Origin of the sequence: Puia sp., from assembly GCF_036500295.1 — a bacterium.
Classification (GTDB): domain Bacteria; phylum Bacteroidota; class Bacteroidia; order Chitinophagales; family Chitinophagaceae; genus Puia.
In genome coordinates, this window is the sequence record NZ_DASYCH010000017.1 from 1 (window position 1) to 14,972 (window position 14,972).

Here is a 14,972-nt window from a genome sequence, read left to right on the forward strand (position 1 = left end):
CCTTTTACGCAAGGCCCTGGCCAAGCTGATCTCTTCTTTTGAGAATTATGCGGTTTTGTTCGAAGGAGACAGCGGAAAGGAGATCAAGGCCAAGATCGCGCTGCAGGTCATCCCTGACGTGATCCTGCTGGACGTCAATATGCCGGATATGGACGGCTATGAAACGGTTCGCTGGCTGAACAAGAATTACCCGCAGGTCAAAGTACTGGCCCTGTCCATGTTCAGCGATGAAACGACCATTATCCGGATGCTGCGTCTGGGCGCCAAGGGCTATATCCTCAAGAATATCGAACCCGAAGAGCTGAAGCTGGCCCTCGATTCCATCATGAAAAAGGATTTCTACCTCTCGGAATATATCTCCGGCAAGATCATCAGCGGTCTGCACAAGGATCTCGGCAATCCCGAAGACCCCATCGTACTCAACGACAAGGAAAAGGAATTCCTGCGGCTGGTCTGCTCCGAACTCTCCTACAAGGATATTGCCGACAAGATGTTCATCAGCCCGCGCACCGTCGACAACTATCGCAATACCCTTTTTGAAAAGCTCAAGGTCCGGACCCGTGTCGGGCTGGTCATGTTCGCCATCAAGAACGGCCTCGTCGAGATTTAGGCAACCTTCTTTCGGCGCGTCTTCGTCAAACCCAGCAAAAGCACCGGCAGGAAAACGAGATTGGTGATGGTCGAGATCACCAGGGTCAGCGACGTCAGCCAGCCCAGCGCCAGAATTCCTCCAAAATCGCTAAAACAAAAGATCACAAAACCCGCCGTCAGCACCAGCGAAGTATAAAGAATGCTGATCCCGGTGGTGTTGATCGTATCGACGACGGCATACTCGGAACCCTGGGCAGGGTCCACCTGCTTATAATTTACCAGAAACCGGATCGTAATATCGATCGCGATCCCCAGCGCAATGCTAAAGACGATGACCGTCGAAGGCCGCAGCCGCACGCCCGCCCAACCCATGATCCCCGCCGTGATCACCAGCGGAATGACATTCGGTATCAGCGAACACAAAAGGATGCGCAGACTCCGAAACAGGAAAAGCATACAGGCCGCGATCAACACAAAGGCCCACATGACACTGTCCTTGAGCCCCTTGATAATAAAGCTGCTCCCTTCCAGATAGGTCACGCTCGTCCCCGTAAAGGTGACCTTGTATTTCGACGAATCGAACAGGCGATTGGTACGCTGCTCCAGATCGCTAAGCACGGCTGGAAGCCGCCTGCTGCCGATATCCGCCATCTGGATACTTACCCGCACCCGCTGCTGATTGCTGTCTACAAAGCTCCACAGAAGCTTACTCAGGTTGTTCTTCGGCGCGCCCGGATTCTTTTCACCGCCAAGATTCAGATAAGAGAAAAGAAAATTCAGATCCATCGCATTCGGCACGATATACCCCGAGCTGTCCGCACCATAATAAGCCTGCCGGACAAACTTCAACCCTTCCACCAGCGACAATGGCCTCGCCATCTCCGGCTGCGAGGCGATATATTTGGATAGCTGTTCGATGCTGTCCAGCGTCTTCACCATCCCCGCCCGCAAACCCTTCTTCCGCCGCGTATCGATCACGATCTCCAGCGGCATCACCCCCTTGAAGTTCGTTTCAAAGAACTTCAGGTCCGTAAATAATTTATCCTTCTGGGGCAGATCATCCACGATAAAGCCCTCCGACCGCAGCCGGAACATCCCGGCGATCGAAACCGCCACGACCAGCGCCGTCACCACATAGATCGTTGCCTGATGGTGCAGGGCCCACCGTTCAAGCCGCTTTAACACCACCGACAACCAGCGATTCTGCAGGTACCGCATATGTTTCGGCTTCGGCGCCGGCAGATAGCTGAGCACGACGGGGATCAGGATAAAGGAGATAAAGAACAACCCCATGATATTGATCCCCGCTACCACGCCAAACTCATTCAGGATCGCACTCCGCGTCAGCGCAAAAACCCCAAAACCAATGGCCGCCGTGAGGTTACAGAAAAGCGTGACGATACCCATCCGGCCGATCATCACGATCAGCGCCTCCTGCTTGTCCCCCGTATCCCGGTAAGCCGTATGATATTTGTTCATGAAATAGATACAGTTCGGTATCCCGATGACGACGACAAGGGTAGGCGTGAGGGCATTTAAAAGCGTGATCTTATATCCCAGCAGATCAAGCGTGCCAAAGCTGAAGACGACGCCGATGATCACAACCGCCAGCGACAGGGCCATCGTGCTCACGCTCCGGAAAAAAAGCAAGAGGATCAGCGCCAGCATCGCTACCGATCCCAGCAGAAACCACTTCGTCTCCGACGCCACCTTCGTCGCCATCCGGGTTCGGATAAGCGGCAGCCCGCTGTAACGCATGTCCAGGCCTGTCGCGGTCCCAAAGCTGTCTACGATCCGCGTGATCCCGCCCACGGTCAAGATCCGCTGCGCCGAATTCATGACATTTTTATTGACATGCACCGCCGTCAGCCAGGCGCCGGTCTGACGATTGTATAGAAGTCCCTGGTAAAAAGGTAAACCCAGCAATACCGCCTTGCCGCTATCGATCTCCGCCTGTGTGGTAGGATGGGCCGGGAAGATCGGCACCGCTTTCATGCGTTCGGCAACGGTATCCCGGATCAGGTTCACCGCGGAAGAAACACCCAGTACGTCATCGACCCCCGGCACCCGCTTCAATGCCTCCGTCATCGCCACATAGGCGTTGAATATCGGCAGCCGGAAAAGACTATCCGTCTGTACCCCGATGACCAGCAGGTTGCCGTCTTCGCCAAATTGCTTCCTGAATTCCTGGTAGTCCTTGTATTTGGGATTGTCGGTGGGAATGGCGCTGTTAAAGTCGTAGCTTAGTTTCACCCGGGACGCCCGGAAAGCCATATACCCCGTAAGCGATAACAGCGCGATAAGCAAGAATAACCGGAATTTGAGGACAAGACGGGCAATGGATTCCCACATGTATCAAGATTTTACTTTGCAAATAACGTATTTTTATAAGTGCAATTACACAAGACCAAAGGAATCGTCCTCCGCGGGGTGAAATACGGCGAAACGAGCCTCATTGTCACCGTCTATACCGAGCTCTTCGGCATCCAGTCCTATCTCGTCAACGGCGTCAGGACAAGTACCCGCAAAGGCCCCGGTAAGGCCAATCTCTTCCAGCCCGCCGCCATCCTCGATCTCATCGTCTATCACAACGATCTGAAAAATCTGCAGCGCATCCGCGAGTTCAAATGGGCCGTCCTCTATCAGAACATCTTCTTCGATGTGATAAAGAATGCCGTCGCCCTCTTCATGGTGGAGTTGCTGCAGAAATGTATAAAGCAGCCGGAACACAATCCCGAACTGTTTTATTTCATCGAAGACGCTTTTCTGCATCTCGATGCGGCCGAAGGTCGCGTCCTGGCTAATTTCTCGCTTTTCTTTATCCTTCACCTGGCCGGCTTTTTCGGCTTTAAGATCGAGGATATCTATAGTGAACGCAACTCCTTTCTCGATCTCCACGAAGGCCAGTTTGTGGCCGAACATCCGCATCATCACCAGGTGCTCGAGGGGTCGCTAAGCTATGTAACGGCGCAGCTTCTCCGGGTACAACAACCCGCCGAACTACAGGAGATCGCCCTCAACCAGGAGACGCGCCGCACACTCCTCCTGGCGTATCGAACCTTCTACGCATTGCATGTCCCGGATTTCGGCGAAATGCGCACGCTCAACGTACTGCAGACCGTCCTGTCCTAAAGAAGCCGTTTCACCCTCGCGCGTCCAAGGCGCGAGCCAACCCCCCCTTCTATTAAAATAACCCCCGGCTGCTTTCCCGGCGCAAAACTCCCCAGCTCCGCCTCCATTCCCAGCGCCGCCGCCCCGTTCATCGTAGCCCATCGCAAAAGCGACGCTGTGTCCAGCTCCGGGAAGGCCCGCTCCAACGTCTTCAGTTCTTCCAACACGGAAAGCCCATGATTCGAGGCCAGACTATCCGTGCCTACAACGATAAAACACCCCGACCGCACCAGCAACCCGACATCCGGCAGGCGACCGCCGATATACAAATTCGCATTCGGACAAAGACAAAAACTAAGCGCATAGCCCGCCGCGATCCGCAGGTCTTCCTCCCGCGTAGCCACATTATGCACGGCGATCAACGGCTGCCGCCGGTCAAAATAGCCCAGCCAGCTCTCCAGGCTTCGCTTCCCCGTGCCCCGGAAAAAGGAGATATCCAGGCCAAGCGCGGCATACAACCGGAGAAAGGAGCCATCCCCCGAAAACAGGAACCGGTCCTCCTCTTCGTCCTCCTGGTTATGAATGGTCTGTATGCCCCCTTTTGCCTGCCCGGCAATCAGGCGGAAAAGCGCCGGTGACACCGAATAGGGCGCATGAGGAACGATGGAACCGGTACCCAGCTCTCCACTCACCCGCAGACTATGATCAAACCGCATAGGCGCGCCGCCTTCGATAAACCCGGCCGTCTCGATAAAATTATAGTAGCGCAACCGGCCAGGCCGTTTCTGTTCCAATGTGTCCGCAGTGTTGCAGATATCTCCCACCGCCACGATCCCGTTATCCAGCATCTCCCGTTCTCCCGCGGCAATCGCCGACCTTATCCGTTCCGCCTGATCGCCTGTATCAACGGCCAGGCCGGCCCCCCGTCCCCGGATCACCGTGCCGAGAAATTCCACCAGCCCCGTCCCTTCCGGGATCACCCCCCGCAGGTGCGACAGCTCCAGATGACAATGACAATTGACAAAACCGGGACACAGGATCCCCGGGCTATAAAGCACCCCATCCCCGGCCGCCGCAGCCGGGACGACATCCTGCACCCTGCCCTCATCCGTGGTAACCAATACACTGTCCGCCGCGGCAAATCCCTCTCCCGTAAACAAATAATCGGCTTTGAATTTTCGATAAGTCATTCGTAAACAATTTATCTTTGCGCTTCGCAGAGCCAAGCTCAGCCCAAATATATGTTAGATAAACTGGAAGCCATAAAAGCCCGGTTCGAAGACCTGGGGGTTGCCCTGAGCAACCCGGAGATTGTCAGTGACAACCGGAGATTCAGCGCCATGAGCAAGGAATATCGCAGTGTCGAAAAGATCGTGAAGGCGCACGATGAATATAAGGACCTGCTCGACACCATCGATTTCAATAAAGAAGCCCTGAATGGCGACGATGCCGAATTGCGGGAGTTGGCCAAGGCCGAAGCGCCCGGGCTGGAGGAACGCAAGCTTCAGCTGGAAGCCCATATCCGCCAGCTTCTGATACCCAAAGACCCGCAGGATGAGAAGAACGCCATCCTCGAGATCAGGGCGGGAACCGGCGGCGACGAAGCCAGCCTGTTCGCCGGCGACCTGCTTCGGATGTATATTAAGTATTGCGAAAGAAGAGGCTGGAAAACGGCGATCCTCAGCGAAAGCGAAGGAACCGTGGGTGGCTATAAGGAAGTCCAGGTAGAGGTCGTCGGCGACGATGTCTATGGCACGCTGAAATTCGAAAGCGGCGTCCATCGCGTCCAGCGGGTCCCCGACACCGAAACAAGCGGGCGGGTACATACCAGCGCGGCTACCGTGGCCGTTATGCCGGAGGCCGAAGAAGTGGACTTCGAACTGAAGGAAAGCGATGTGAAAATGGAGACGGCCCGAAGCGGTGGCGCAGGCGGTCAGAACGTAAATAAGGTGGAAACAAAGGTGTTCCTGACCCATATCCCCACCGGGGTGGTGGTCGTCTGCCAAACGGAACGCAGCCAGTTGGGCAACCGCGAAAAAGCCATGCAGATGCTTCGGACAAAACTCTACGAAGAGCAGGTCCGGAAACAGGAAGAAGAGATCGCCCGCCACCGGAAAAGCCTCGTCAGCACCGGCGACCGCAGCGCCAAAATAAGGACCTACAACTTCCCACAGGGCCGCGTCACCGACCATCGCATCGGCCTCACCGTTTATAACCTCGACGATGTTCTCAACGGCAATGTCCAGGAATTCCTCGATGCCCTGCAATTCGCCGAAAACGCCGAGAAAATGGCCCGCCAGAACTGAGGCTGGGCTTGATTGTCACGCGATTATAGGGTCTTCGACGATCCTAATAAGGGTCATCCTGACATTAAAACGCAATTAAAAGGCATAGGAAATACAACAGAAAGAAGGGGCTTTCACGTTATTTTAACGGCGAATGTTTAAACTTTGCAGTTAGAACGTTGTCTTTAGATAGTAAAGGGCTCACGCCCACAGTTCTTTAAAAAATAAACGCTAAAACTTGCTATAAAGCGGGAAATTGTTTAACTTAATAAGGGTAATGCTAAATAAATGTTATTACTCCCAATTAGGGAAACGAAACGCAGATTTCCAACGTAAATTTGTAGCATGAAACGCAGCACAACATTGGCACCTGTTTTGCGTTATATAAGTTGAAAATTAGTCTTTTCTATTTGACTCACATAAAGCAGTCAATTTTCTCATAAGCAGTTAGTTTTGGTTACGACCCCTGTTTCTACAGGGGTTTATTTTTTCCCTTCCGCTGAGCTAACTGTCATGTCTACCCGTTTTTATCTTTTCTACCAGGCAACAGCAAAAGATTGCTGAGTCCATACCCGAGTCCAGCCCCAAACATGTCGGCAATGATATCTCCAAGGTCGTAATCCCTTCCGGGGATCCAGTATTTCTGTACGTATTCCATCGCTATTCCAAACCCATTGGAAAGCATATAAAAGCAAAAGAAGCCGAGCAGCAGTTTTCCAAACGACACCCGCCTGGTCGTCAGATAAAGACACCAGAGGAATACAAACCCTCCAAAAAGCCCAAGATGCACCAGTTTGTCAAAACCGGGGATCGCAAATTTATTCTCATTGGGGATAAGCGAGCCGGGGATACACATCGCAATGGCGATAAGCAGGGTCCAGATCACGGGAACGTATACGGCCGACAGATATTTTTTGATAAAATTGAACATAACCCGATAATAGGGCGGAAATTAAAAAAAGTCCCTCAATTGGGACTTTTTTTCTATAGCTGTAGAAATAGTTTCCTATTGGGTCACCATCGTTTTACCCAGGGACTGCATCTTTTCCAGCGTGGGGGAGGGGCTGCCGCCCTTCTTCTCGATAGTGATGGCGAAGGCCTGGGCCTTCTGCGTATTCTTCATTTGCAAAATCACGTTTTGATCCCTGGCGTCGAATACTCCCAGGTCCTTGGGCTTGCCATCGATCAGCGCCCATAGCTGATATTGCTGGTCCGAAGGCAGCTGCGGCATATTCTTGACCACCAGGTAGACCTTCGAGGACGCCGAATCCCAATAGACATTTGCCGAGGACTTCGGAGCCACTTTGGTGCCGACCATGTTGACCACGAGGGTGTTCGAATCGCTTACAACCTTCTGTTCCCCGATTATCTTATCCAGGGTATTTTGGGTTTCCGCGGCCTTCACGATAAGCCGCTGATTGGTGTCCGCCAGGTCCTTGTTCTGCTGCTGGCCCTGGTAATACAGGTACACCATTACGGCGAGTAAAATAATGGAGGCGGCAGCCATGAATTTCAGCACCCCGGAAGAAGAGGAGCTTTTTGAATTTTCCATGTTGATGATCTTTGGTGGAATGGATGGGGCCGCCGAACGGGACTCTTTTCCGACGGCTTCCAAAACTTTCACCTTGACCTCTGGAGGGGGAGACACCGCATTCTCAGCTGCGTATGCTTCCAACTTATCTTCAAACTTCCTGCGTGCCGCAACCAGCTCGGGGTATTGTGCACAGTATCGCTCGAATTCGGCCCGCTCGGACTCGCTGGCCAAACCCATCACATAGCTTTCTATGATGCCGCTCTCTATATATTCTTTTATATTCACTTTAGAAATTGCCGTAGTTGTAATAACGCATTCCTGATCCGGGTCTTTACAGTCCCCAGTGGGATAGACGTCATCTCCGCTATCTCCTCGTGCGTAAAACCCTTGAAATAAGCCAATTCCACCAGCACCCGATGTTCGGGTCTCAGCGTTTCCAGCACCTTTTTCAAGCCAATATTGTCGACATTCTGTTGTGTGGTCTGATTGGCTACACCCTTATATACGTTATCTGGTAGCTCCTGGTTTTTTTGGGAGTTCTGATAGCTCTTGGATCGGAGGGTATCGATGGAGGCATTCCTGGCAATATTCAACATCCAGGTAAAGAGGCGTCCCTTGCTCTGGTCATAGGTCTCGATCTTTCGCCAGATATTGATGAATACCTCCTGCAATACGTCGCTGGCTAACTCACTGTTATCCGTAATAATCTGTTTGATAATGCTATAAAGCGCCCCAGCATAATTGTCATACAGAAAACCGAAAGCCTGGTTGTTCCTTTCTTTCAGCGCCAGCACAAGCTCCTGCTCTGTATAGGTGGTAGGTATTCCCAAGGTTTATTAATAGGTACTCTAAAGTAAAGATAAAGGATCAGTGCACAATGTTGCTATAGGCTTTGGCGTCCATCAACTTATCCAGATCGGCAGGGTCCTTCACCGTCATCCGGATCATCCATCCCTTTCCATAAGGATCCGAGTTGACGAGATCGGGTGTGGTTCCCAATTCGGGATTTAACTCAAGGATCGTACCTGCTACGGGCAGATAGAGATCGGACACCGTCTTCACCGCTTCCACCGTACCGAATACAGTCTCTGCCGCAAGCGCCTTGCCAATGGTCTCAACCTCGACATAAACGATATCTCCCAATTCCTTTTGTGCAAATTCCGTGATGCCGATGACGGCAACATTGTCCTTTTCCAGCCGGATCCATTCATGATCTTTCGTGTAGCGCAATTCTTCTGGGAAATTCATGGTAGTTAAATTTTTATGCTGCAAAGATTAGAAAAAGCCATCGAAATAAGCTGCCCCGGGGATTAATTATTTGTCTCTTGCTATCAGCTTCATTTTCAATATTCTGATCTCTGTTTTCGGCCGGTCGAGCGGCGGGCCGCTGGTCGCTGTGGCGGCGATGGAATCCACCACTTCCATCCCCCTTATAACCTCTCCAAAGACCGTATAGGCCTGATCCAGATGGGGTGAGCCGCCGGCCTCTTTATACACCTCCCGGTGCGCCGCCGGGATCTTTCTCCCCTTCAGCCGGCCGTTCTCCAGGGAGTCCAACCCCGGATCGGTGAACCGCTTTCCCTGAACGATATAAAACTGGCTGCCGCTGCTGGCCCTCGTGGGGTTGACGTCGTCATTGGTCCTCGCCGCACCGACGGCGCCGCGATGATGGAACAGCTCCGGACGAAACTCTGCCGGTATCGTATACCCGGGACCCCCGCTCCCTCCCTGGCTCAGCGGCTTGCCCGGACGTCCCTCCCGGCTGTCGGGATCTCCCGTCTGGATCATAAAATTGCGGATCACCCGATGGAACAATAGCTTGTCATAATAGCCCTTTTTCACCAGCAACAGGAAATTATCCCGGTGCAAGGGGGTCGAGTCGGAGAGGCGGATCACAAGGGTCCCCCTGGTGGTGACGACCTCTACATCCCGAAGCCGGTCCTTCTTCCGGAGACCATTGGAAAGTTTGGGGTTACACGAGGCCCAAAAAACAAGCCCCGCAATAAGCAGCAAGCCGGATAAGATCCGTTTCATTCTTTATCAAATTCCTGGTTGTCAAAATATAGGAGGATATGGTCCTTCAGATAATTCTCCTGCTCGATCATATTCATCACCGGCAGCGGTTTCAACTGGATAAAATGCGGCCACCCCTGCTCATCCAATCCTTCGAGCCGGTAAAACCCGCTCTGGGCGAAAAGCGTACACACCGCAATATGCATGAGATCCTGCTTCTCTTCCTTTGAGAACTTCGTTCGGATATCCCCCAACTCCTGTACCCCGATGAGGAACAGAAGGGTTTCCATGTCAGGCTTCTTGCCGAACCGCTCGACAAGCCGGGCCTCCAGATTCCACCAACGCGCTTGCAGATCATCCTGTAACTGTTGCATGGACGCAAAGATACGCAAAAGCCGCTGGAAGCCGCCCGTCCCGCCCTATGCCTTCTCCACAAGCACCGCGGTCCCATAAGCCAGGACCTCGGTAACCCCATTCATCACCTCGTTGGCGTCATAGCGCATATTGAGGATGGCATTTGCACCGCGTTCTGCGGCATGCTGCATCATGTACTGAAACGCCTCTTCCCTCGTCTTCTCACAAAGCTCCACATAGATGGATATCTGCCCGCCGAAGATCGTCTGCAGTCCCCCGGCAAGATTGCCAAGTACGCTGCGGCTGCGAACGGTGATGCCCCGGACAACCCCAAGGTTTCGTACGACACGATGTCCTTCAAGATTGGTGCTCGTGGTGATCATGGTTGGGTCTATCATATAAAAGGTTTTATGGCTGAATTTACACTTTTACATTATTACCTTTGCGACAAAACTCAGAAAAATGTTACAAGTGGCATTTGTCCGGCAGAACGTTGACTTTGTAAAGGAAAGACTTGGCGTTAGAAATTTTGCCGACACCGGACTGGTAGACACCATCGTCGCGCTGGATGATCAGCGCCGGAAGCTCCAGCTCGACGCAGATACCACTCAGTCGAAGATAAATGCCTTTTCAAAAGAGATCGGCGCACTGATGGCAAAAGGCCAGAAACCGGAAGCGGAACAAAAGAAACAGGAGGTAGCCACGCTGAAAGCAGCGCTTGCACCCATCGCCGGTCAATTGGCCAAAGTGGAAGAAGAGTTAAATGCCGCCCTCGTACTCCTCCCCAATCTCCCCGCGGCCGCCGTACCCCGCGGAAAGACACCCGAGGACAATATTACCATCCGCGAAGGCGGCAGCAAACCCACCCTGCCCGCCGGCGCCCTCGCCCATTGGGACCTTGCAAAAAAATACAATCTCATCGACTTCGAACTCGGGAACAAAATAACCGGCAGCGGCTTCCCGGTATACATCAACAAAGGCGCGAAACTGCAACGCGCCCTTATCCAGTATTTCCTCGATTATAATACCGCTGCGGGCTATACGGAATACCAGCCCCCCATCATGGTCAATGAAGCCTCCGCGCGGGGTACGGGCCAGCTGCCGGATAAGGAAGGCCAGATGTACCACGTGGGCGAAGATAACCTCTACCTGATCCCCACCGCCGAAGTGCCGGTGACAAATATCTTCCGCGACGAGATCCTGAAGGAAACCCGGTTCCCCATCAGAATGACGGCTTATACGCCCTGCTTCCGCCGGGAAGCCGGCAGCTATGGCAAGGACGTCCGCGGCCTTAACCGCCTGCATCAGTTCGACAAAGTGGAGATCGTCCAGCTGGTAGACCCGGTAAAAAGCTATGCAGTGCTGGAAGAAATGGTGCTGCATGTTGAAAAACTGCTGCAATCCCTCGAATTGCCGTACCGCATCCTTCGGCTATGCGGCGGAGATATGGGCTTTACATCCGCCATGACCTATGACTTCGAGGTCTTCAGCGCCGCCCAGGAAAAATGGCTGGAGGTAAGCTCGGTCAGTAACTTCGAGGCATTTCAAACCAACCGGATGAAGATCCGGTTCAAGGATGCAAGCGGCAAAACGCAACTGGCCCACTCACTGAACGGAAGCTCGCTGGCGCTTCCCCGCATCGTGGCCTGTATCCTGGAGAATCACCAGCAGGAAGGCGCCATCCGCTTGCCCGAAGCCCTTCGTTCCTACTTCGGCGCTGACTCCATTCGTTAATGCAGTGTTAATTAAAACGCATTAATCCTCTGCTTAAACTTTCATTAAAGTGGGCTAACGGTATTGCATGTCCTGAGTCTTCTTGCAATCTTTAGTACAACAAAAATTTTATTGTATGAAGAAGCTCTATGTCCTGTTCGTTACCGTTTGCTGCTGCGGCGCCGCCCATGCGCAATTAAAAAAGGGCGCTATCGCCCTGGGTGGAAATCTGTCTTATTCAGACGCCACCCAAACCTCAAGCAATGGCACGGATTATACCTACCGCACCCGGGGACTGTCGGTCGCCCCCGCCTTCGGCAAAATGATAAAAGACAACCTGATGTTCGGATTCGACATCGACTACACCAATACCAAATACGACTACCCCATGAACCAAACCAACACCGCTAACGGCTTCGGCGCCGGCATCTTTATCAGAAAATACAAATCACTGGGAAACGGATTCTATCTTTTCGGGCAGAGCCGGCTGGGCGGCAGCTATTCGCACAGCGGAATAGACGAACCCACCGGCAATGAACCCACCAGGGACGTTACCAACTCTTATGGCTTTAGCTTACAGTTTCTTCCGGGTATCGCCTACTCCCTGAGCCGAAAATGGCAACTGGAGGCGGGGCTTCCGAATTTCTTTGCTGTCAACTATGCACACACCACGGATACCCAGTCGTTCACGACCCAGCCCGACGTTGTCAATAAAAGTTCCAATTTTTCGATCCAAAGCTCCCTTGCAGGCAATAACTCCCTCTCCGTGGGATTGCGCTATTTCATCGGCAACTAACCAATAACAAATACCGGCTGCAGGCCTTCTGCCGGCCTGCAGCCTCATTGAAATGTAAGTATCGTGGGGAGGGGAATTTTCTTCTGTCGGTAAATTCTACGGTCCTTAAAGATCGGCTGTGCGCCTTTGCCAGCCTGTTTCGGCTGTCCGCCGTTTACCAGCCTTGTTTGGCGATGCCGGCCTGGATCGCCGCCAGGGCCTTTTCCTCGCCCAATAGGGTCGTCAGTTTGTTGCCCTTGCCATCATGACCCTGCGCCATATACGCACCCTTCGCAGTCTTCGTAATAACGGCATCCTGAATGGGCACATTCTTCTCTTTCGTCTTAACGTTGTAGGCCGTAAGTGTTACTGTTGACATAACTCATTGATTTAATGCCTGCTATGGCAGGGCTGGTTAGTATGAAATAATGTAATATTAGGTATTTTCATCTACACGTCCAATTTCGCATACTTCGCGTGCGATTCGATAAAATCCCTCCGCGGCGCCACCTCGTCACCCATCAGCATACTGAAGATCCGATCGGCCTCTGCTGCGCTTTCGATCGTCACCTGTTTGAGCGTCCGCGTATCAGGGTTCATCGTCGTATCCCAAAGCTGATCGGAGTTCATTTCTCCAAGCCCTTTGTATCGCTGAACCGTTACGCTGTCTTCCTTTCCGTTGCCGAGCTTTTCCACCCAGCCCTTACGCTGCTCCTCGTTCCAGGCATAGGATTGGTCCTTGCCTTTCTTCACGAGATAAAGCGGCGGCTGTGCGAGATAGACATAGCCCTGCTCCACCATCTCCTTCATATACCGGTAGATAAAAGTCAGGATCAGCGTCGCGATATGACTTCCATCCACATCCGCATCGGTCATGATGATCAGCTTGTGATAACGCAGCTTCGCAAGGTTCAGGGCCTTCGGGTCTTCCGACGTTCCCACCGTTACCCCAAGCGCCGTATACATATTGCGGATTTCCTCGTTCTCATAGATCTTATGCTCCATCGCCTTCTCCACATTGAGGATCTTACCGCGCAACGGCAGAATGGCTTGAAAGCTCCGGTCCCGGCCTTGCTTGGCCGTCCCGCCTGCCGAGTCTCCTTCGACGAGGAACAGCTCGCAGCGATTGGGGTCCCGGTCCGAGCAATCGGCCAGTTTCCCGGGCAGACCGCCACCGCTAAGCACGCTCTTCCGCTGTACCAACTCCCTCGCTTTCTTTGCTGCCGCTCTCGCCTGGGCCGCAAGGACCACCTTGGCGATGATATTCTTGGCTTCCCGGGGATTTTCTTCCAGATAGTCGTTCAGCGCTTTGCTGACCGTGGAATCCACCACCCCGGAAACCTCATTGTTCCCCAGTTTGGTCTTCGTCTGACCCTCAAACTGCGGCTCCGGTACTTTAACCGAAATAATCGTGCTCAACCCTTCGCGGAAATCATCCCCCTCGATCTCGACCTTCGCCCGCTCGAAAAGCCCTTCCCGGTCCCCATAGGACTTGAACACGCGGGTAAGCGCCCGGCGAAAGCCGGCCACATGGGTGCCGCCTTCTATCGTATTGATGTTGTTGACGTAAGAATAGATGTGCTCGCTGTAGCTGTCGTTGTAGGTCAGGGCCACCTCCACCGCTACATTGGTGGTCTCGTCACGGCCTTCCACAAAAATGACCTTGGGGATAAGCGACTGCCTGCCGGCATTCTTATCCAGCATATCCACAAACTCGACGATCCCGCCTTCGCTGTAAAACTCCTTGGTGTAGGTGCTTCCGTCCTCTTCCTTCTCCCGCAGGTCCCGCAGGGTAATGCGGACCCCCCGGTTCAGGAAAGAAAGCTCGCGGAGCCTGCCTTCCAGGATGTCCTTGCTATAGACCGTCGTGATAAAGATGTTCGAGTCAGGCCAGAAACGGATCGTCGTACCCGTCTTCTCACTCGCACCAATCTCCCGCACAGAGTACTGCGGCACCCCGATCTTATACTCCTGTTCGAAGACCTTGCCCTCCCGGAATACGGTTACATGCAGATCGGCGCTCAAGGCATTCACGCAACTTACACCCACACCATGCAGACCCCCGGAGACCTTGTAGGTGTTCTTATCGAATTTGCCCCCGGCATGCAAAATGGTCATGACCATCTCGAGAGCGCTTTTCTTCTCCTTTGTATTGATCCCGGTGGGGATCCCGCGGCCGTCATCCACCACCTCGACGGAGTTATCCTCGAAGATCGTAACCACGATGTTCTTACAATATCCCGCCAAAGCCTCGTCAATGGAGTTGTCCACCACTTCATAGACCAGGTGGTGCAGACCCTTTACGCCGATATCCCCGATATACATGGCCGGACGCTTGCGCACGGCCTCCAAACCTTCGAGCACCTGGATACTGTCTGCCCCATATCCGTTGACGGCCGGGGTCGCGACTTCCTGTATTGATTCACTCATATTTTTTCGACTGGAATAGTGTGGTTAACAATAAATTAATAAGGTCCGCAAATGTACGAAAAATAAGGCACTAAGCCGCCGAAGACGGCCGTCCGAAGGACAATTATTAGCGCTTCAACTTTAGAGGCCAAAGGCCCCTATCCGTCACAATTTCGTCAAAAAACGG

General features: G+C 53.0%; 16 protein-coding genes. 5 read left to right on the forward strand and 11 right to left on the reverse strand.

The window, feature by feature from the left end; all coding sequences use genetic code 11:
• Positions 1-610 (forward strand): response regulator transcription factor (locus VGM48_RS04910; protein ID WP_331576606.1); only part of this gene is annotated, 610 nt, incomplete at its 5' end.
• Here the strand turns inward: VGM48_RS04910 and VGM48_RS04915 are convergent.
• A complete protein-coding gene (locus VGM48_RS04915; protein ID WP_331576607.1) occupies positions 607-2,943 on the reverse strand; it encodes an efflux RND transporter permease subunit in 2,337 nt (778 codons plus the stop codon). The genes VGM48_RS04910 and VGM48_RS04915 overlap by 4 nt on opposite strands.
• A gap of 39 nt (positions 2,944-2,982) precedes the next feature.
• Between VGM48_RS04915 and recO the strand changes: the two genes are divergently transcribed.
• The gene (gene recO / locus VGM48_RS04920) at positions 2,983-3,723 is read left to right on the forward strand and encodes a DNA repair protein RecO (RefSeq protein WP_331576608.1); all 741 of its coding nucleotides are present in this window, start codon (positions 2,983-2,985) and stop codon (positions 3,721-3,723) included.
• Here the strand turns inward: recO and VGM48_RS04925 are convergent.
• On the reverse strand, positions 3,720-4,892 hold the full coding sequence (locus tag VGM48_RS04925; RefSeq protein ID WP_331576609.1) for an amidohydrolase family protein: 1,173 nt from the start codon (positions 4,890-4,892) through the stop codon (positions 3,720-3,722). The two genes, recO and VGM48_RS04925, sit on opposite strands and share 4 nt — an antisense overlap.
• 51 nt (positions 4,893-4,943) lie before the next feature.
• Here VGM48_RS04925 and prfA point away from each other — a divergent pair, with 51 nt between their 5' ends.
• Positions 4,944-6,008 (forward strand): peptide chain release factor 1, encoded by a 1,065-nt coding sequence (gene prfA / locus VGM48_RS04930; RefSeq protein ID WP_331576610.1) that lies wholly within the window; start codon positions 4,944-4,946, stop codon positions 6,006-6,008.
• Positions 6,009-6,504: 496 nt separating this feature from the next.
• On the opposite strand, the gene VGM48_RS04935 is transcribed toward prfA, so the two are convergent.
• From VGM48_RS04935 to VGM48_RS04965, 7 genes are all read right to left on the reverse strand, one after another.
• Entirely contained in the window at positions 6,505-6,918 is a 414-nt protein-coding gene (locus tag VGM48_RS04935) for a VanZ family protein (protein ID WP_331576611.1), read from the reverse strand.
• Positions 6,919-6,993: 75 nt separating this feature from the next.
• Positions 6,994-7,806 (reverse strand): anti-sigma factor, encoded by an 813-nt coding sequence (locus VGM48_RS04940; protein ID WP_331576612.1) that lies wholly within the window; start codon positions 7,804-7,806, stop codon positions 6,994-6,996.
• On the reverse strand, positions 7,803-8,351 hold the full coding sequence (locus VGM48_RS04945; protein ID WP_331576613.1) for an RNA polymerase sigma factor: 549 nt from the start codon (positions 8,349-8,351) through the stop codon (positions 7,803-7,805). The genes VGM48_RS04940 and VGM48_RS04945 overlap by 4 nt, the downstream gene beginning before the upstream one ends.
• A gap of 37 nt (positions 8,352-8,388) precedes the next feature.
• The gene (gcvH, locus tag VGM48_RS04950) at positions 8,389-8,769 is read right to left on the reverse strand and encodes a glycine cleavage system protein GcvH (RefSeq protein WP_331576614.1); all 381 of its coding nucleotides are present in this window, start codon (positions 8,767-8,769) and stop codon (positions 8,389-8,391) included.
• A gap of 66 nt (positions 8,770-8,835) precedes the next feature.
• Entirely contained in the window at positions 8,836-9,555 is a 720-nt protein-coding gene (locus VGM48_RS04955; RefSeq protein ID WP_331576615.1) for a peptidylprolyl isomerase, read from the reverse strand.
• On the reverse strand, positions 9,552-9,908 hold the full coding sequence (locus VGM48_RS04960; protein WP_331576616.1) for a hypothetical protein: 357 nt from the start codon (positions 9,906-9,908) through the stop codon (positions 9,552-9,554). The genes VGM48_RS04955 and VGM48_RS04960 overlap by 4 nt, the downstream gene beginning before the upstream one ends.
• Positions 9,909-9,953: 45 nt before the next feature.
• Positions 9,954-10,286 (reverse strand): YbjQ family protein, encoded by a 333-nt coding sequence (locus VGM48_RS04965; protein WP_331576617.1) that lies wholly within the window; start codon positions 10,284-10,286, stop codon positions 9,954-9,956.
• A gap of 64 nt (positions 10,287-10,350) precedes the next feature.
• On the opposite strand from VGM48_RS04965, the gene serS reads away from it, so the two are divergent.
• Both serS and VGM48_RS04975 read left to right on the forward strand, forming a co-directional pair.
• The gene (serS, locus tag VGM48_RS04970) at positions 10,351-11,622 is read left to right on the forward strand and encodes a serine--tRNA ligase (protein ID WP_331576618.1); all 1,272 of its coding nucleotides are present in this window, start codon (positions 10,351-10,353) and stop codon (positions 11,620-11,622) included.
• Positions 11,623-11,737: 115 nt separating this feature from the next.
• Entirely contained in the window at positions 11,738-12,397 is a 660-nt protein-coding gene (locus VGM48_RS04975) for a hypothetical protein (RefSeq protein ID WP_331576619.1), read from the forward strand.
• Positions 12,398-12,551: 154 nt separating this feature from the next.
• Here the strand turns inward: VGM48_RS04975 and VGM48_RS04980 are convergent, their stop codons facing one another.
• Positions 12,552-12,755, reverse strand: coding sequence for a hypothetical protein (locus tag VGM48_RS04980; RefSeq protein WP_325590962.1), 204 nt, complete (start codon positions 12,753-12,755; stop codon positions 12,552-12,554).
• Positions 12,756-12,826: 71 nt separating this feature from the next.
• Positions 12,827-14,806: a DNA topoisomerase (ATP-hydrolyzing) subunit B gene (gene gyrB / locus VGM48_RS04985; RefSeq protein ID WP_331576620.1), complete on the reverse strand. Its 1,980-nt coding sequence runs from the start codon at positions 14,804-14,806 to the stop codon at positions 12,827-12,829.
• Positions 14,807-14,972: the final 166 nt, after the last annotated feature.